Source organism: Streptomyces luteoverticillatus (assembly GCF_003970715.1).
GTDB classification, from domain to species: Bacteria; Actinomycetota; Actinomycetes; order Streptomycetales; family Streptomycetaceae; genus Streptomyces; species Streptomyces abikoensis.
On record NZ_CP034587.1, the window covers coordinates 1,082,999 to 1,100,842 of the forward strand.

The 17,844-nt window shown below is 70.6% G+C and carries 16 protein-coding genes; 7 read left to right on the plus strand and 9 right to left on the minus strand.

Annotated features, from left to right (window positions below):
• Positions 1-267: 267 nt before the first annotated feature.
• On the minus strand, positions 268-1,284 hold the full coding sequence (locus tag EKH77_RS04425) for a terpene synthase family protein (RefSeq protein WP_126913125.1): 1,017 nt from the start codon (positions 1,282-1,284) through the stop codon (positions 268-270).
• A 1,146-nt stretch (positions 1,285-2,430) separates the two neighbouring features.
• Between EKH77_RS04425 and lnt the strand changes: the two genes are divergently transcribed.
• Positions 2,431-3,984 (plus strand): apolipoprotein N-acyltransferase, encoded by a 1,554-nt coding sequence (gene lnt, locus EKH77_RS04430; RefSeq protein WP_126913126.1) that lies wholly within the window; start codon positions 2,431-2,433, stop codon positions 3,982-3,984.
• Here the strand turns inward: lnt and EKH77_RS04435 are convergent.
• Complete coding sequence (locus EKH77_RS04435; protein WP_126913127.1) at positions 3,924-5,150, minus strand: FAD-dependent monooxygenase; 1,227 nt, start codon at positions 5,148-5,150, stop codon at positions 3,924-3,926. The two genes, lnt and EKH77_RS04435, sit on opposite strands and share 61 nt — an antisense overlap.
• An 80-nt stretch (positions 5,151-5,230) precedes the next feature.
• Between EKH77_RS04435 and EKH77_RS04440 the strand changes: the two genes are divergently transcribed.
• From EKH77_RS04440 to EKH77_RS04450, 3 genes are all read left to right on the plus strand, one after another.
• Positions 5,231-5,836 carry a TetR/AcrR family transcriptional regulator gene (locus EKH77_RS04440; RefSeq protein WP_240667217.1) on the plus strand — a complete coding sequence of 202 codons (606 nt, stop codon included), beginning with the start codon at positions 5,231-5,233 and terminating at the stop codon, positions 5,834-5,836.
• Between the two features lie 40 nt (positions 5,837-5,876).
• Positions 5,877-6,392 carry a DinB family protein gene (locus EKH77_RS04445; protein WP_126913128.1) on the plus strand — a complete coding sequence of 172 codons (516 nt, stop codon included), beginning with the start codon at positions 5,877-5,879 and terminating at the stop codon, positions 6,390-6,392.
• An 83-nt stretch (positions 6,393-6,475) separates the two neighbouring features.
• Entirely contained in the window at positions 6,476-7,156 is a 681-nt protein-coding gene (locus EKH77_RS04450; protein ID WP_126913129.1) for a hypothetical protein, read from the plus strand.
• A gap of 41 nt (positions 7,157-7,197) precedes the next feature.
• Here EKH77_RS04450 and EKH77_RS04455 read toward each other — a convergent pair whose 3' ends face one another.
• From EKH77_RS04455 to EKH77_RS04475, 5 genes are all read right to left on the minus strand, one after another.
• Complete coding sequence (locus EKH77_RS04455) at positions 7,198-7,884, minus strand: uracil-DNA glycosylase (RefSeq protein ID WP_126913130.1); 687 nt, start codon at positions 7,882-7,884, stop codon at positions 7,198-7,200.
• A 124-nt stretch (positions 7,885-8,008) separates the two neighbouring features.
• The gene (locus tag EKH77_RS04460) at positions 8,009-8,842 is read right to left on the minus strand and encodes an SDR family oxidoreductase (RefSeq protein WP_240667218.1); all 834 of its coding nucleotides are present in this window, start codon (positions 8,840-8,842) and stop codon (positions 8,009-8,011) included.
• Between the two features lie 123 nt (positions 8,843-8,965).
• Positions 8,966-9,727, minus strand: coding sequence for a 3-oxoacyl-ACP reductase FabG (gene fabG, locus EKH77_RS04465; protein WP_126913131.1), 762 nt, complete (start codon positions 9,725-9,727; stop codon positions 8,966-8,968).
• 189 nt (positions 9,728-9,916) lie between these two features.
• A complete protein-coding gene (locus EKH77_RS04470) occupies positions 9,917-10,336 on the minus strand; it encodes a DUF3037 domain-containing protein (RefSeq protein WP_126913132.1) in 420 nt (139 codons plus the stop codon).
• Complete coding sequence (locus tag EKH77_RS04475; protein ID WP_126913133.1) at positions 10,333-11,160, minus strand: HipA family kinase; 828 nt, start codon at positions 11,158-11,160, stop codon at positions 10,333-10,335. The genes EKH77_RS04470 and EKH77_RS04475 overlap by 4 nt, the downstream gene beginning before the upstream one ends.
• Before the next feature lie 270 nt (positions 11,161-11,430).
• Here EKH77_RS04475 and EKH77_RS04480 point away from each other — a divergent pair, with 270 nt between their 5' ends.
• Positions 11,431-12,270, plus strand: a complete 840-nt coding sequence (locus tag EKH77_RS04480; protein WP_240667219.1) for a TylF/MycF family methyltransferase — start codon at positions 11,431-11,433, stop codon at positions 12,268-12,270.
• A 70-nt stretch (positions 12,271-12,340) separates the two neighbouring features.
• On the plus strand, positions 12,341-13,552 hold the full coding sequence (locus EKH77_RS04485; RefSeq protein ID WP_126913134.1) for a dTDP-4-dehydro-6-deoxyglucose aminotransferase: 1,212 nt from the start codon (positions 12,341-12,343) through the stop codon (positions 13,550-13,552).
• A gap of 61 nt (positions 13,553-13,613) precedes the next feature.
• On the opposite strand, the gene EKH77_RS04490 is transcribed toward EKH77_RS04485, so the two are convergent.
• On the minus strand, positions 13,614-14,465 hold the full coding sequence (locus EKH77_RS04490; RefSeq protein ID WP_126913135.1) for an aldo/keto reductase: 852 nt from the start codon (positions 14,463-14,465) through the stop codon (positions 13,614-13,616).
• 427 nt (positions 14,466-14,892) lie between these two features.
• On the opposite strand from EKH77_RS04490, the gene desII reads away from it, so the two are divergent.
• Positions 14,893-16,350, plus strand: a complete 1,458-nt coding sequence (gene desII, locus EKH77_RS04495) for a dTDP-4-amino-4,6-dideoxy-D-glucose ammonia-lyase (protein WP_126913136.1) — start codon at positions 14,893-14,895, stop codon at positions 16,348-16,350.
• Between the two features lie 200 nt (positions 16,351-16,550).
• Here the strand turns inward: desII and EKH77_RS04500 are convergent, their stop codons facing one another.
• Positions 16,551-17,828, minus strand: a complete 1,278-nt coding sequence (locus tag EKH77_RS04500) for an activator-dependent family glycosyltransferase (RefSeq protein WP_126913137.1) — start codon at positions 17,826-17,828, stop codon at positions 16,551-16,553.
• Between the last annotated feature and the right edge of the window lie 16 nt (positions 17,829-17,844).

Here is a 17,844-nt window from a genome sequence, read left to right on the forward strand (position 1 = left end):
GCCCGCACCTGAGCCCGGCGCGGGATCACCACAGTGGTCCGTGTCCGGGGACGGCCTCACAGACGCATCTCCTTTCGGCCCTTGCCTGCTACCGGCCCGGTCACCGCAGTCGGCTGATCTACCTGGCCCGCTACGACAACGGTGACCGGCGTCGGGCCGATCGCCCTGGTTGGGGCAACTTCAACCGGCCGGGGTTACGCACCACCCAGGTGCGAAGCACTGGCAACAAACTTCTCGCCTCTAGTGCGGTCACCCGTTCGAGCGATTTCAGTGCCGTGCGCACTCGGCCGTGAGCAGGTCGGCGGCCCATTCGGGCATCTCGCGGTGCGATGCGTAGCGGGCCGTGGCCTGTTCCCATTCATAGTCGCCAACGATCCAGTTGTGCACGATCTCGGCGTATCCGAGGACAGCGTGCCGCTGTTCTGCATTCAGACGCTGCAGAAGCCTCGGCAGGTCCCGCTGTTCAAGGAAGACGAGCTCGTCAGCCTTGTTTTGGGCGAGCGTAGAGGCTCGTTCGATAGCTCGCTCACGCGTGCACGAGCAGGTTCGCTCGATAATGTGGATGGCGTTGTGCACACCGTCGACGTCCTCATGAGGCAGGGACAGAGAATCGTTACGGATGCCCACCAGGTCTGCTCCCAGCTTCCGCATTCGTGCTAGCAGGGGGTGGTGCCACAGCTGAGCCGGCACCTCTGTGCCACCCCAATGCTCCGCCAGATCATGCTCCCCGAAGCAGCACGCGGTAGCAGCCCGTAGATCGAAGTACGCCTCGAGATCTGCGTAGACGTAGCCGCTGGCGCGGTCCAGGGTCTCAGTAAGCTGCGACGAGAAGTACGCGGTCCAGTGATGCTGGATCCTGGAATACAGGGCTCGAGAGGTACCACGGGTCATCCGTGCCCATAGATCCGTGAACGCCAGAACCGTGGGTGAGCGCAGCTTCGCCGGGACTGGCTCACCGTGAACGATCCCGATGAGAGCGGACGTGATCTCTGAGACTTGCTGAGGGGTACGCCCCATACGACCGTCGAGCTGATCGTCGAAAGGCAGAAAGAACCATCCCATCATCTGTGCAGCCGTAGCGCACTGGTCCATGTCGGCGTGCGGATAGAACCAACCGGCGACCTCGGCGAGCTTCCACGTGGTGAACTCCTCCACCGACTTCTGGTCCTGAAGCAGGCCAAAGGCCTGCATCCAGTCGACGGCTGCCTTCCTCGCGTGATCTATATGGGGATTGTCCTGAAGCGGCCAAGGCGTGGAAAATTCGGCACCTTTACTGGAGCTCATATGCTCGTCCCCCTCTCTCAGCGGCAGCTGTCGTCGAGGCCGCCGGATCCCGGCAGCACACAGCGCCATCCAGCAGCAAGGCCGTCATCACAGCACTCGACCCGCGGGTAAGAGTCCGGCTTGCCGCTGGCGCACGCGCGCCGGAGGGTGCACGGACGTAAGAACATCGCAGTGACGAAGAGGCGTGTAACGTCGATATCAGCGGCGAGGGCGGCGACCATGGTCTGGACGGGGACTGGAGTGCCGCCGCCTACAAGGACATCGCATGTGCTCGCGCCTGCGTCCGTGTGCCCGCGAAGCCTGGTTGGGCGCACAGCACATGATCCACCTCCGACACCGCGCTGCTATCCGGCGGACCCGACCCCACCATCTATTAGCGTCCGCCCCCTGGCGCTCAAGTAAGCGTAGCAACCACGCGTACCGGCGCGATACGGCGCAACGTGGTCGGCTTCGCGCATACTGGGCACCATGCCTCAAACTCTTACCACTAGAGCGCTGCTCGTACCGCCACGCGACTCCTGAGTGCTCCGACACGACCGTTTACACCAGGGACTTACCTAGAAACGTGGCTGTCGCAGGGGGAGCTTCTCCCATACTCTCTGGTCGACGCCGTCTTGTTCGTCGCTTCAGGATGCAGGCGAACTGTCGTATCAGAAATCCGATAATCAAACTTAGAACGTCTGGCGCCTGGACAAGGACCGCTGGCTGGAGGACGTCAAGGACGCCACCCAAGCCGTCGGCCGCCCGGCCATCCAGCACCCGTGGACCTTCCACCAGCACAGCTGGGCCGGCGGCCGGGACCGCGACGTCCCCCGCTTCGACAGCCGCACGGCACTCCGGGAGCGGGCGGGCGCGCAGGGCCCACCCCCGGGCCTGTAGTCGCCGACGGCGGCGACCAGGCGCCTGGGTTCCATCCGGCGGACAACTCGTCGAACTCCACGTCAGCCAGCCCAACTTCAAGGTCCCCAGGACATCGATGGCATGAATTCACGCTACGGACTCAAGCTCGCGATTTCGGGCGCATCGCACCAGCAGGCAGGTCGGTTCGCCCCCGGCACGGTACCGATCTCACTCATGCGTGGTGGCACAGGTAAATGACCGGGCATGCCCCACACTGATGGTCAGCACGCGTGAGGGAGGCTCGTGATGACGATGAGGCCGTCGACGGAGCGGCATGGACGGCTCCTCGCCTCGCCGTGGTGGCGGGCTGGTCTGGCTGTGCTCGCCGGCGCTCTCCCCGCCCTCGCCTTCCCCGCCCCCTCCCTGTGGTGGCTGGCCTGGGTCGCGCTCGTGCCGTGGATGCTGCTCGTCCGGTCGGCGCTCACGGCTCGGCGGGCGGCGCTCGAGGGGTGGCTGGGCGGGGCCGGGTTCCTGCTGGCCGTGCATCATTGGCTGCTGCCGAGCCTGCATGTGTTCATCCTGGTACTGGCCGCGCTGCTGGGGTTGCTGTGGGCGCCCTGGGGGCTGCTCGTGCGGCGGTTGCTGGGGGGCGTGCCGGGGCCCGGGCGGGTGGCGGCGGCCCTCCTCGTCGTGCCCGCCGGGTGGATCGGTGTCGAACTGGTGCGGTCCTGGGAGTACTTGGGCGGGCCCTGGGGGCTGCTCGGGGCCAGTCAGTGGCAGGTCGCCCCGGCGCTTCGGGTGGCGTCCGTGGGGGGCGTCTGGCTGGTGGGGTTTCTGGTCGTGGGCGTCAACACCGCTCTCGTCGCGCTCGTTTCGGCGCCCCGTGCCCGCACGGTGGCCGTCGCGGGGGCGCTCGTCTGCGCGGCCGTGGTCGCCGTGGTGTGGGGGTGGGCGCCGGTGCCGGAGCTCGCGGGGACGGTGCGGGTGGCGGTCGTTCAGCCCGGCGTCGTCGACGGGGTGGGGAGCGTACAGCGGCGCTTCGACCGGGAGGAGGAGCTCACTCGCGAGCTCGCCGGGCAGCGGGTGGATCTCGTCGTGTGGGGCGAGAGCAGCGTGGGGCAGGATCTGGGGAACCGGCCCGATCTGCGCGATCGGCTGGCCGCGCTCTCCCGGTCCGTCGGCGCGGATCTGCTGGTCAATGTGGACGCGCGGCGTTCGGACCGGCCGGGGATCTTCAAGAGCTCCGTACTGGTGGGACCGGAGGGGCCGACCGGGGACCGTTACGACAAGATGCGGCTGGTGCCTTTCGGCGAGTACATTCCGGCCCGCTCGCTGCTCGGCTGGGCGACGTCCGTGGGCAAGGCGGCCGGGGAGGACCGGCGGCGCGGCAGCGCGCAGGTGGTGATGCGGTTGCCGGACACCCGGGGCCGGGGCCTGCTCGTCGGGCCGCTGGTGTGCTTCGAGTCGGCCTTCCCGGACATGAGCCGGCAGCTGGCCGGGGACGGGGCCCAGTTGCTCGTCGCGCAGTCGGCCACGTCCACTTTCCAGCACAGCTGGGCGCCCGCCCAGCACGCCTCGCTCGCGGCGCTGCGGGCTGCCGAGACCTGGCGGCCCATGGTGCACGCGACGCTGACGGGCGTGAGTACGGTGGCGGATCCGCGGGGGCGGATCGTGGGCGAGCGGCTGGGCACGGACCGGAGTGCCGCGGCCGTCTACGACGTGCCCCTGGCGCGCGGCACCAGCCCGTACGTCCGGACCGGCGACTGGGCCGTCTACGGCTCGTTGACGGTCCTGGCCCTCTACGGGGTCGTGGAGCTGCTCGTCTGGCTCGTCGGGAAGGCCGCCCGCGCGTCGCGGTGACGGTCCTCACCGGGCGGGCGCCAGTCGGCCACGCCGTCGAGGCCGCGCAGGGCGACGCGGGGGCCGAGGCGGTTGGCGGTGGTGAGGGCCGCGGTGCGCAGGGCGCGGGCGAGGGGTGAGGAGAGGCGGGTCAGGCGGGCGACGCGGGCCGAGCGGCGGACGACGGCCGTGGTGCGCGGCAGGCGCTGCCGGGTGTATTCGCCGAGGGCGTCGTGAGGGGCGGCGGTGGCCAGGGCGTGGGCGAGGACGACGGCGTCCTCGATGGCCTGGCAGCCGCCTTGGCCGAGGTTGGGAGCCATGGCGTGGGCGGCGTCGCCGAGGAGGGCGACCCGGCCGCGGTGGAAGGCGGGCAGGGGGCGGGCCGTGGTGTGGACGTCGTTGCGCAGGATCGCTGCGGGGTCGGCGGCGTCGAGGATGTCGGGCACGGGGTGGTGCCAGTCCCCGAAGAGGCGCCTGAGCTGGGCGAGTTCGCCGCCCGGCGAGACGGCCCGGGCGGGGGCCACGGCCTGGGCGTAGGCGTAGACGCGGCCGTCGCGCAGGGGGACGGTGCCCCACAGCCGGCCGGGTCCCCAGGTCTCGTGGGCCGGGAAGGGCGTGGTGGGGCGGGGGACGACCAGGCGCCAGACGGTGGCCCCGGTGTAGCGGGGGGCGGGGTGGCCAGGGAAGAGGGCGGCGCGGACGGCGGAGTGGATGCCGTCGGCCCCGACGACGAGCTCCGCCTCCAGGTCGCCGTCGGGGGTGGTGACGCGGGCGGGCCGGTCGGGCGCGCCGGGGTCGGTGAGGGCGGCGGGGCTGCCGGTGCGTATGGCGCCCTCGGGGAGGCGGGCGGCGAGCAGGCCGACGACGTCGGCGCGATGGGCGACGACGACCGGGCCGCCGAAGCGCCGGGCCGCTGCCTCGTTGCTGGTGCGGGAGAGCCAGCGGCCGTCGGGCAGTCGCAGTCCGCCGTCGGCCTGCCAGCCGGAGAGGGCGCGTACGGCGTCGCCGGCGCCGAAGGTGTCGAGGGCGCGCTGGGCGTTGGGGGCCAGGGCGATGCCGGCGCCTACGGGTTCGAGGGCGGGGGCGCGTTCGAGGACGGTGACGTTCCAGCCGGCGTGGTGCAGGGCGCAGGCCGCGGTGAGGCCGCCTATGCCGCCGCCGATGACGACGGCGCGGGGCTGTGCCATGGGTTCCTCCCGAGAGCGGAACTACAGGTGTAGTGAAGCCAAGCTACTACGCCTGTAGTGGTGGCGGTAGGTTGGGCGGTGTGCGCACCGAGAAGACCGTCCCCGCCCGCCCCCGCGCCCAGCTGATCGCCGACACCGCGCTGGCCCTGCTCGCCGAGCGCGGCATGCGGGGCCTGACCCACCGTGCCGTGGACGAGGCCGCCGGGCTGCCGCCCGGCTCCACGTCGAACCACGCCCGTACCCGTGCCGCGCTGCTGGAGGCGGCCGTACGGCGGCTGGCCGAGCGCGAGGAGGCGATGCTGACGCCCCGCGAGTTGCCGGATCCGGCGGAGGCGGACGGGCTCGACGCGCTGGCCGACGCCCTCGCGCTCGCGCTGCACCGCTCGCTGACCGGGCAGCGCGAACTGGTCCTCGCCCGCTACGAGCTGGCCTTGGAGGCGGCGCGCCGCCCGGAGCTGAGGGAGGTCTACGACGTGACGGGCCGGGACCGTTTCCGCGCTCCGGTGATCGCGCTGATGACGGCCGCGGGCTCCCCCGAACCGGAGCGGCACGCGATGTCGGTCATCGCGTGGTGCGACGGGCTGATGTTCTCGTGCGCGGCGGGGAGCTACCACGCCGAGGTGCCCAGCCGTGCGGAACTGCGACGGGGGTTCAGGGAGCTGCTGCGGGGAGCGCTGGGACGATAACCCCTGGCGTGGGCGCGAACCGCGCCGCGATGATGGCCCCATGACGATCAATGAGCGCCCCCTGCCCTCGACCACCGCGGGCGAACGCGAAATGCTGGAGGGCTGGCTGGACTTCCACCGGGCCACGCTGGCCGCCAAGTGTGCCGGCCTGGACGACGAGCAGCTGCGGACGGCGTCCGCGCCGCCGTCCATCATGTCCCTCATGGGGCTCATGCGGCACATGGCGGAGGTGGAGCGCCACTGGTTCCGCCGGGTGCTCTCCGGGGAGGACGCGCCGCCGATCTACTACGACGAGACCGACCGCGACAAGGATTTCAAGGTCACGAAGAAGGACACCGGCGAGGAGGCCCTCGCCACCTGGCAGGCCGAGATCGCCAAGGCCCGGGAGCTCGCCGCCGAGCGGTCGCTGGATTACACCGGCGCCGGCGTCAGGTGGCGCGAGGGCGAGCCCTTCAGCCTCCGCTGGATCCTCACCCACATGATCGAGGAGTACGCGCGGCACAACGGCCACGCCGACCTCATCCGCGAGCGCGTCGACGGCGCGACCGGGTTCTGAGCGGAGCGCGGCCGGGCCCGTGAATCCATGTCACCCCTGCGGGGAATTCCCCATGTCCCTTCGCGGGCAGCAGGGTTAGCCGAATGCATCGAGTGCCCTCAGCCGCCGTCCTGGTGGCGGTGGCCATGTCGGCCGCGGTCGGCTGTGTCTCCGTCTCCCCCCAGCCCCTCGCGCCCGGCGGGCCCCGGGCCGTCCACCAGGGCCCGGCCCGTGAGTCGCTGACCGTCACGGGCCCGGGCGCCGCCCGGCCGCCCTCGCCGGACGGGACCCCGCCGCCGGGGGCGAACGGGGCGCCCGAGGCGAACGGGGCACCGGGCCGGACGGCCGACCCCTTCCGGACCGGCCCGTACGACCCGAAGGGCCCGGCGGATCCCAAGGACCCGGCCGATCCGACCATGCCCTGGGACCCTCCGGCGCCCTCGCGGGCGGCCGGGAGCGACCAGGGGGCGCACCGCTCCCCGGACGCGCCGTCGCTCGTCGCTCCCCCGCCGCCCGCCACCGATCCGGGCGGCGCCCGGCAGGCCCCCTCCCCGGAGCGGCGCGCCGAGCGGCAGGAGCCCGCTCCGGCGCCGCCCGAGCCCCAGCGCCAGGCCCCCCGGCCGGCTCCCGAACCGGAGGAGCGCCACGCGGCCCCGGCCCCCGCGCCGGCCCCGGCGTCGCGGGGGCAGCAGGGCAAGGGCCTGTGCGCCCTCGGCGACACCTATGGGAAGTGGGAGAAGGGCGGCGACGCGTCGCGGATCTGCCACCAGGTGTACGGGCGTTGACCCCCGGCCGGGAGCCGCCTTGCGGCGCCCCCCACCGGCCGTCAGACCGCGATGGCCGGGATCCGCCAGTCGATCGGCTCGTGGCCCTGGGCCGCGACCGCCTCGTTGATCTGGGTGAAGGGACGGCTGCCGAAGAACTTCTTCGCCGACAGCGGCGAGGGGTGGGCGCCCTTGACGACGACGTGCCGCTCCTCGTCGATCAGGGGCAGCTTCTTCTGCGCGTAGTTGCCCCACAGCACGAAGACGGCCGGGTCGGGGCGGGAGGCGACGGCGCGGATGACCGCGTCGGTGAACTTCTCCCAGCCCTTTCCCTTGTGGGAGTTGGGCTCGCCGCCCCGGACGGTCAGCACGGCGTTGAGCAGCAGGACGCCCTGCTCGGCCCACGGCAGGAGATAGCCGTTGTCCGGGACGTCGTAGCCGAGCTCCTCGCGCATCTCCTTGTAGATGTTGCGCAGCGACGGCGGCGTCCGGACGCCCGGCCGCACCGAGAAGGACAGGCCGTGGCCCTGGCCCGGGCCGTGGTACGGGTCCTGGCCGAGGATGAGGACCTTCACCCGCTCGTACGGGGTGGCGTCCAGGGCGGCGAAGACCTCCCCGCGCGGCGGGTACACCGGGGCCTTCACCCGCTCCTCCTCCACGAACTCGGTCAGCTCCTTGAAGTAGGGCTTCTCCAGCTCTTCGCCGAGGACACCGTGCCAGGACTCGGGCAGCACGTCGGTGACGGTCACGTCGACAACCTCCGGGGTTCGTTCCGTTCTCGCCGGAGAACTTACCGCCGACCACTGACAACGCCCGCCCCGGAGTCCCCGGGGCCGGGGCCGCCGGCCCCCGGGCCCGGCTTCGTCCGCGTCCTCAGACCCCCGCGTTGAGGAAGAGGCCCCCGTCCACGACGAGCGTCTGGCCCGTGATCCAGGCCGCGGCGTCCGACAGCAGGAAGGCGGCCGCGCCGCCGATGTCCTCCGGTACGCCCAGCCGGCCGAGGGGGTAGGAGGCGACGGCCTCCTCCTCGCGCCCCTCGTAGAGGGCCGCTGCGAACTTGGTCTTCACGACGGCCGGGGCGATCGCGTTGACGCGTACGCCAGGGGCGAATTCGTGCGCGAGTTGCAGGGTGAGGTTGACCATGGCGGCCTTGCTCATGCCGTACGCGCCGACGAAGGGGGAGGCCGCGACTCCGGCGACGGAGGCGATGTTGACAATCGCGCCGCCGTTGTCCTTCTGCCAGGCGTGCCACGTCCGCTGGGCGAAGCCGAGCGCGGAGACGACGTTGGTCTCGAAGACCTTGCGGGCCACGGCGAGGTCGAGGTCGGCGATGGGGCCGAAGACGGGGTTGGTGCCCGCGTTGTTGACGAGGTAGTCCACGCGGCCGAAGGCCTCCATGGCGCGCTCGACGGCGAGGGCCTGGTGGGCCTCGTCGTGGGCCTTGCCCGGGACGCCGACGGCCCGGTCGGGGCCGAGGGACTCGACGGCCTGCTTGAGGGCGTCCTCGTTGCGGCCGGTGATGACAACGCGGTCGCCACGGGCCACCAGGGCCCGGGCGATGCCGTAGCCGATGCCGCGGCTGGCACCCGTGACGAGGGCGACCTTGCCGGAGGGTTCGCTTCCCTGAGCGGGCGTGGCGGGCTTGGCGGATGCGTCAGGCGTGGCGGACGTGTCCGGCATGACGGATGCGTCGGGCGTGGCGGGCATGCTGTCCGTTCTCCTCGGTTCTCTCCTCGGCGGCCGATGAGCACGTACGTGCCGTCCGCTCGCGGGGCCCCCGGCCTGCGTGGAGGGTGGGGGTGGGGTGGGTGCCTGGCCGTACGGGCCGGGTCAGTCGAGCGGGCCGCCGGCCACGTACAGCACCTGGCCGGAGACGAAACCGGCCTGCTCCCCGGCGAAGAAGGCGATCGCGTTGGCGATGTCCTCGGGCTCTCCGACGCGCTGCACGGGGATCTGCGTGGCCGCGGCGGCCTGGAGGTCCTCGAAGCTCATGCCGACGCGGGCGGCCGTGGCCGCCGTCATCTCGGTGGCGATGAAGCCGGGGGCGACGGCGTTGGCGGTGACGCCGAACTTGCCGAGCTCCTTGGCGAGGGTCTTGGTGAAGCCCTGGAGGCCCGCCTTGGCGGCCGCGTAGTTGGCCTGGCCGCGATTGCCGAGGGCCGAGCTGCTGGAGAGGTTGACGATCCGGCCGAAGCCCGCGTCCACCATGTGCTTCTGGCAGGCGCGTGCCATCAGGAACGCGCCCCGCAGGTGCACGTTCATGACGGTGTCCCAGTCGTTCTCGCTCATCTTGAACAGCAGGTTGTCCCGGAGGACGCCCGCGTTGTTGACGAGGACGACCGGCGCGCCCAGCTCGGCGGCGACGCGGGCCACCGCGGCGTCCACCTGGGCGGCGTCGGAGACGTCGCAGCCCACGGCGAGCGCCCTGCCGCCCGCCGCCGTGATCTTCTCGACGGTGCCCGCGCAGGCCGCCTCGTCGAGGTCGAGGACGGCGACCGCGCGTCCCTCGGCGGCCAGGCGCACCGCGGTGGCGGCGCCGATGCCACGGGCCGCGCCCGTGACGAGGGCCACGCGCTGCTCGGTGGTGGACATGCGGGTTCTCCTCACCTCGAAGGCGGCCCGCCCCGGCGGCGCGCTCCGACCAGGGGAGCGGCGGCGGGGTGAGCAACCGCTCAGTAGCTTGGTCGGTCAGACGCTAGAAGTCCCGCCACGCGCTGTCAACGCCCCACCACACGCCTCCTCCTGCGTCCCCGCCGTCGCGGTCCCGCCGTCGCGCGAGCGCTAGCGCACCAGCAGATCGAGCAGGCGTTCCGACTCGCGCTCCGCGTCGAGCGTCAGCCCGGTGTGCACCGGCCCCGGCTGCACCACCGTGCTGCGCGGCGCGATCAGCCAGCGGAACCGCCGCCCGGCGTCGTCGCAGGCCGCCTGCCCGGCCCGGTCGCCTCCGGCGCAGACCCCCTCGACGGCGTGCAACGCGGCCCGTACGCCGGCCACGTCCGCCGCCGGGTCGAGGGCCAGCAGCCGGTTCTCGTCCAGATGGACGCGGGCGGTCACATACGACTGCGCCTGGCAGTAGACGACCACTCCGGCGTTGATCTGCTCCCCGCGCTCGATCCGGGGCACGACGCGCAGCAGCGCGTACTCGAAGACGTCGCGCTTCGCGCCGTCGCGGCCCTTGTGGTCCTTCTCGCGGCCCGTCACTTCGCGGCGCCCTTTCCGTTCAGCCTGACTCGTACCCATTCCGGCGCCTGCGACGGTTTCTCCCCGGTGCGTTCGCCCATGGTGATCCTCTCGCCGATGGTCGCCGCGCGTTCGAGCAGCACCTCGACGTACGCCCGGCGCAGGGCGTCCGGGCTGTCGAAGCCGGGCTCGTCGGCGAGCCACTCGTCGGGGACGTCGGCGGCCGCCTCGGTCAACAGCTCCTCGGTGACCAGGGGGCCCAGTTCGGCCGCCGCTCCGGCGATATCCGGGGAGAAGGTGGCGAGGACGTGGTCCGAGGCGTCGTACGGCTTGCCGGCGGCGGTCGCGGCGCCGGGCCAGTTGTGGTGCCAGATCATGGTGGCGCCGTGGTCGATCAGCCAGAGGCAGCCGTGCCACACCAGCAGGTTGGGGTTGCGCCAGGAGCGGTCGACGTTGTTGATGAGCGCGTCGAACCAGATCACCCGGCCGGCCTCGGCGGCGTCGGTCTCGAAGGCGAGCGGGTCGAAGCCGAGCGCCCCGGGCAGGAAGTCCATGCCGAGGTTGAGCCCGCCGCTGGCCTTGAGCAGCGCCTGGACCTCCTGGTCCGGCTCGGCGCGGCCGATGACCGGGTCCAGCTGGATGCGGGCCAGCTCCGGGACGCGCAGCCCGAGGCGGCGGCCGAGCTGTCCACAGATGACCTCCGCGACGAGCGTCTTGCGGCCCTGGCCGGCGCCGGTGAACTTCATGACGTACGTGCCGAGATCGTCGGCCTCGACGATGCCGGGGAGCGAGCCGCCCTCACGCAAGGGCGTGACATAGCGAGTCGCGATGACTTCTGTAAGCATTTCCTCAGGCTATAAGGCCACTTTGCGTCCGGAACCGCGACGGGCCATCGAGGCCCTCTCCGTCCGGCAGCCTGTCATGATCATGCCCGGGGCCGACGCTCCTCACCATCTCGGCACCGCGCCGCCCGCCCCACTCGAGCCGTCCGCACGCACTCCTGACATGCGGCCATTTCGGATGAAAGAGGCCCAGTTACCGGCACTACCGAGTAAAAATCTCCTTGCCCCTACCATCAAGTTGCTGTTACGGTGGTTAAGGATAAATTTTTTTGCTTGATTCTCAAGCGGGGGAACGCTTTGACTGTACAGGCTCATGACCTCTACACCGACCTCATGAAGCGGGTTCTGGCGAACACCATTTACGAGGATCGCCCGACTTTTCCGGTCGGGATGAACATCCTGGACAAGGATCAAGCGGACAGCATGCGTCCGGGCACGGAAGACCCCGCGAAAGAGCGTGGCACGTTCGATGTGGACCACCGGGCGGGCGGTCTGGACGTGCCATCGGTCGCGCACACCATGATCGGAATGCGCCGCCTGGACAACATCCAGGAGTGCGTGGAGCAGGTGCTCCGGGACGGCGTTCCCGGCGACTTCATCGAGACCGGCGTATGGCGTGGCGGTGCCTGCATCCTGATGCGCTCACTGCTCAAGGCGCATGGCGTGGAAGACCGGAACGTATGGCTCGCCGACTCGTTCGCCGGCGTCCCCGTGACGTCCGAGGACAGCCATCCGCTCGACCAGGGCATGGAGTTCCACAATCTGAACTGGGTGCTGAGCTGCTCCGAGGAGCAGGTGCGGGAGAACTTCGCCCGCTACGACCTGCTCGACGACCAGGTCAAGTTCCTGCCCGGCATGTTCGCCGACACCCTGCCGACGGCGCCGATCGACCGGCTCGCGATCCTGCGGATGGACGGCGACCTGTACGAGTCGACCATGGACGCGCTGGTCAACCTGTACCCGAAGCTCTCCGTCGGCGGGTTCGCGATCGTCGACGACTACGTGATCCCGGCCTGCAAGCAGGCCGTCCACGACTACCGGCGGGAACACGGCATCGACGAGCCGATCGAGACCGTGGACGTGACCGGCGTCTACTGGCGCCGCACGCACTGACCGTTACCGCCCGGCGTGTAAATGAAATACCGCGTGTGCGTCTTCTCGCATACACGGGGGAGATATAAATATGAAACGCGATATTGGCGATCTCGCCATATTCGGCGGTTCTTCGGCATTCCTTCAACCGATTTATGTAGGGCGACCCAACGTCGGCGACCGAGCCCGTTTCTTCGATCGCGTGAACTGGGCACTGGATCATCAATGGCTGACCAACGGCGGACCGCTGGCGCGGGAGTTCGAGCAGCGGGTGGCGGAGCTGGCCGGGGCACGGTACTGCGTGTCGACCTGCAACGCGACCGTAGCCCTCCAGCTCCTCGCTCGCGCCGCGGACCTGTCCGGCGAGGTCATCATGCCGTCACTGACCTTCCCGGCGACTGCCCACGCGTTCCGCTGGCTGGGCCTGACGCCGGTCTTCTGCGACATCGACCCGAGCACCGGCTGCATGGATCCCGCACTGGTCGAAGCGGCGATCACTCCCCGCACCAGCGCGATCGTCCCGGTCCATCTGTGGGGTCGTCCGTGCGCGGTCGACGAGCTCGCGAAGGTCGCGGCCGACCACGGCCTGAAGTTGTTCTACGACGCCGCACACGGGCTCGGCTGCACCTCCGGAGGGCGGCCGATCGGCGGGTTCGGGCAGGCCGAGGTGTTCAGCTTCCACGCCACCAAGGTGGTCAACGCGTTCGAGGGCGGCGCGGTGGTGACCGATGACGAGGGACTGGCCGACCGGATCCGCGCGCTGCACAACTTCGGATTCACCCAGGGGCGCGTGTCCACGGAGGCGGGCATCAACGGGAAGATGACCGAAGCCGCCGCCGCGATGGGCCTGACCTCGCTCGACGCCTTCGAGGAAACGGTTCGCCAGAACAAGGCCAACTACGACGGCTACCGGTCGGAACTCGCCGGCCTCGCCGGGCTGAAGGTCGTCGACTTCGACCCCGGCGAGCGCAACAACTACCACTACCTGATCGTGGAAGTCGACGCCGCGGTGACCGGCGTCCACCGTGACCTGCTGGGCGACGTGCTCAAGTCGGAGAACGTGGTGTGCCAGCGGTACTTCTCCCCCGGATGCCACGAGATGGAGCCCTATCGCTCGGAGCGGCCGGTCACCCTGCCACACACCGAGCGGCTCGCGCGGAAGGTGCTCGCCCTGCCCACCGGGCCCACCGTCTCCCGCGAGGACATCCGCCGGATCTGCGACATCGTACGGCTCACCGTGGAACGGGGACACGAGGTGACCCGCAGGGCCGGCGAGCGGGTGGAATCCGCGGTGGCGCCCTAGCCCGGCGGTATCCCTGCCCACCCCGGGGGAAATGTCTCGGCACTTCCCCCGGGGCCCGCGGTCATCCGAGCGCGTCGAGCCGGGCCAGCTGGTCGTCGGATAACACGAGGTCCGACGCCGCGACATTCTCCTTGAGGTGCGTGGGCGAGCTGGTGCCGGGAATCGGGATGACCACCGGGGAGCGGTGCAGCAGCCACGCCAGTGCCACCTGACCAGGGGTCGCGCCCAGTTCGGCGGCGATCGCGGTCACCGGGCTGCCCTCGGCGGCGAGTTCACCGCGGGCGATCGGCAGCCACGCGATGAACGCGATCGAGTGCTTCTCGCAGTAGTCGACCATCTCGTCGTTGTGCCGGTCTGTCAGGTTGTACAGGTTCTGCACGCTGGCCACGGTGATCTGCTCACGGGCCTCCTCCAGTTCCTCGACGGTGACCTTGGACAGCCCGATGTGCCGGATCTTTCCCTCGTCCTGCAACTCCTTGAGCGCACCGAACTGTTCGGCCGCCGGCACCTTCGGATCGATCCGGTGCAGCTGGAAAAGGTCGATGCGGTCGAGCCCGAGCCGACGCAGGCTCAACTCGGCCTGCTGGCGAAGGTATTCGGGCCGCCCCAGCGGCACCCACCGATCGGGGCCCGGTCGGCACTGGCCGGCCTTTGTCGCGATCAACAGGTCGCCGGGGTAGGGGCGCAGTGCTTCGGCCAGCACTTCCTCACTGCTCCCCAGCCCATAGGAATCGGCGGTGTCAATGAAGGACACACCGAGATCCACGGCCAGCCGGGCGATTCCGATCGCCTTTTCACGGTCGTCCGGCGGGCCCCAGTATCCCGGGCCGGTCAGCCGCAGGGCGCCGAATCCCATCCGGTGAACCGCGAGTTCGCCACCCACTGAGAAGGTGGTCCTATCGTGCTGCGCCATTCGTTCCTCGTTCCCCCTGGCACTCCAGCGGCATTTCTTCATTCGGGCCGGTCAATGGCTCGGGCGTGGCAAGTGTAGCGATCCGGTGCGAAGTTGGAACGGCCCCCACAAACGTTTTATCAAGCTGCTTGCAGTGGTAACGTATCCGGCAGTGCGTCCGCCCGAACGATGCTCCAACGAACTCGCGGGGCTCAGATTCGGTGTTCTGAACCCACGAATTCCGAGCCGTTTCATGCCGTTTACTCCTGCGGACCGCAAGAACGTCTGACCTCTTGCCGAATACGCCGGCCATGCCCCGACGGGCCGCGGCATCCGCTCTCGCGAAGCCGCTGGAATGCCGCTGAAGCCCGTGCGGACCTGCACGCCTACGTTGCCGAATACCGCAGCTCGGACAACGGCGCGTGCTGATGACGATTGGACATGAAGGATGACATCCACAGCCCCCGCCCCGGCCGGTCCGGTCGCGACCTGCGCTCGCCCCGGTGCCGACCTCGCGGCAGCGGTCCACGCGGTGCGCCGCGACCTGACCGCCGACGGCCACGCCGGAGTCGACGAGGCCGCGACGGTCGCCCACCGGCTCGTACGGCTGGCCGAGCACTACGGGAACCACCCCTTCACTCCCCTCGAGGACGCCCGTCGCCTGCTGGACGTCGACCGGGCTTCCTTCAGCCGTCTCCTCGACCTCTTCGGCCGGCTCCCGGAGCTGCGTCACGCCGTGGAGAACGGGCCGGCCGGCAAGTACTGGCAGAACACCCTGCTGCCCCTGGAGCGGCGGGGAGTCCTCGACTCGGCCCTGGCGCACAAGCCGGCCTTCCCCTACAGCGTGGGCCTGTACCCGGGGCCGACCTGCATGTTCCGTTGCCACTTCTGCGTCCGTGTGACCGGTGCCCGCTACGATCCGTCGGCGCTGGACGCCGGTAACGCGATGTTCGCGTCCGTCATCGACGAGATACCGGCCGGCAACCCCTACGCCATGTACTTCTCCGGCGGCCTGGAGCCCCTGACCAACCCGGGGTTGGGCGTGCTCAGCAGCCGTGCGGCCGCCCGCGGCCTGCGGCCGACCGTGTACACGAACTCGTTCGCGCTCACGGAGCGGACGCTGGCCAGGCAGCCCGGGCTGTGGGACCTCCACGCCGTGCGCACCTCGCTGTACGGGCTCAACGACGAGGAGTACGAGGAGACCACGGGCAAGCGCGCCTCCTTCGAAAGGGTCCGCGCCAATCTGCGACGCTTCCAGCAGCTGCGTTCCGAGCGGGAGAACCCGATACGGGTCGGATTCAGCTACATCGTGCTGCCCGGGCGCATCCACCGCCTGCTCGACCTCGTCGACTTCATCGCCGAGCTCAACGAGGCGGCGCCGGACCGGCCGGTGGACTTCCTGAACGTGCGCGAGGACTACAGCGGCCGGGAGAACGGCAGGCTGACCGAGGCCGAACGCACCGAGCTCCAGGAAGGACTCCTCGCCTTCGAGGAGCGGGTGGCCCGGCGGACCCCCACGCTGAACATCGACTACGGCTACGCGCTGCACAGCCTCAAGACCGGCGCGGACGCCGAACTGCTGAGGATCAGGCCCGAGACGATGCGCCCGTCCGTGCATCCCCAGGTGTCGGTCCAGGTCGACCTCCTGGGTGATGTGTATCTGTACCGAGAGGCCGGGTTCCCGGACCTCGACGGAGCGGACCGCTACATCGCGGGCCGGGTGGGGCCGGGCACCTCCCTGGCGGAGATCGTCGAGCGGTTCGTGGATGACGGCCTCCGGATAGCGCCGCACGGCGGTGACGAGTACTTCATGGACGGGTTCGACCAGGTGGTCACGGCACGGCTCAACCAGCTCGAGGCGGATGTCGCCGCGGGCTGGGGGGACGCACGCGGATTCCTGCGGTGAAGTCGCCGTGGCGCCCTGTTCCGGCCCCGGGGTCCCAGCGGAACCGGCCGGTCTGACGCACCGATGGCAAGAAGGGCCCCGACCCGCGCGGGTATGAGTGCCTGGCTCATACCCGCGCAGGTCGGGGCACCCGGCTGGTGGACGCGCGCCACGAGCCTCGCCGCCGGCGCGGGCGGAGAACCCGAGCGTCGGCGGCGTGGTCAGCGGGACCGCTGGTGGCTCCGGGCGAGCCGCTCCAGCGCGGGGACGAGCTCCGCCGGGGTGGGGGCGGACCGGATCTCGTCCCGCAGCCGGTCCGCGCCCTGCTGGAGGGAGGGGTCGGTGAGCACTCGCTCGACCGCCGCGCGCAGGGTGGCCGCGTCCAGGTCCTCGGGCCGGATGGAGATCCCGGCGCCCTGGTCGTCGAGCAGCCGGGCCATGAGCGGCGCGTCCCAGTGCGCGCCGATGACGATCTGCGGAACGCCGTGCAGGAGGGCTGTCGCCGAGGTTCCGGCGCCGCCGTGGTGGATGATCGCGGCGCAGCTCGGCAGCAGCACGTCCATCGAAACGAAGTCGACGATCCGCACGTTGCCGGGAACCTCCGTCAGGTTCTCGCGCTGGGCGCTGTCGAGCGTGGCGACGATCTCGATGTCGAGGTCGCCCAGGGCCGTGAGCAGGTCCTGGAAACGGACGATGTCCTTCCCGTGCGTCTCGCGTCGTGACACCCCCTGGGTGAGGCAGACCCGCGGCCGCCTCGGCTCCTCGGACAGCCACCCGGGTACGACGGCGGGGCCGTTGTAGGGGACGAAGCGCATGGGAAGGGTCGGCCCGCGCAGGTCGAGCCGCAGGCTCTCCGCGCCCGGGTCGATGACCCACTGGCCGTTCAGCAGCTCCTCCAGCCCGTCTCCGGCGGCCGGGAGCCCCAGCCTCTCCAGGGTCCAGCCGAGCCACTCGGCCATCGGGTCCTCCCGGTGCTCGGGAGCCTGCTGTGCCTTGGCGTCCACGAACCGTTCCCGGGCCTGGCCGATGACATCGGGGCCCCACAGGAGACGGGCGTGCGCCGCGCCCACGGCATGGGCCGCGACCGCTCCCGCGTAGGTGAAGGTCTCCCAGATCACCAGGTCCGGCTGCCAGGAGCGGGCCAGCGCGACGATGTCGTCCATCGTGGACTCGCCGTTGAGCGGCGCGAAGCACAGCGAGGTCAGGACGGTCTGCTGGCCGAGCAGATGCTCCCAGGTCAGCGCCTCGGGCCGGTCCTCGGCGAAGTCCAGTCCCTCCTGGTACGGGGCGATGTCCCCGCCGATCTCGGTGAGCAGTTCCATCAGGTCGTTGTCGTCGCCGACCGGCACGGCCGTCTGTCCGGACCCGGTGATGATGTCGTTGATGCGGGGCTGGCCGGCCACTCGCACCTCGTGGCCCGCGGATTTCAGGGCCCAGGCCAGCGGTACCAGGTGGTAGTAGTGCGTGTTGTGGGCAATGGACGTGATCAGGACGCGCATCGGTTCGTTTCCTCGT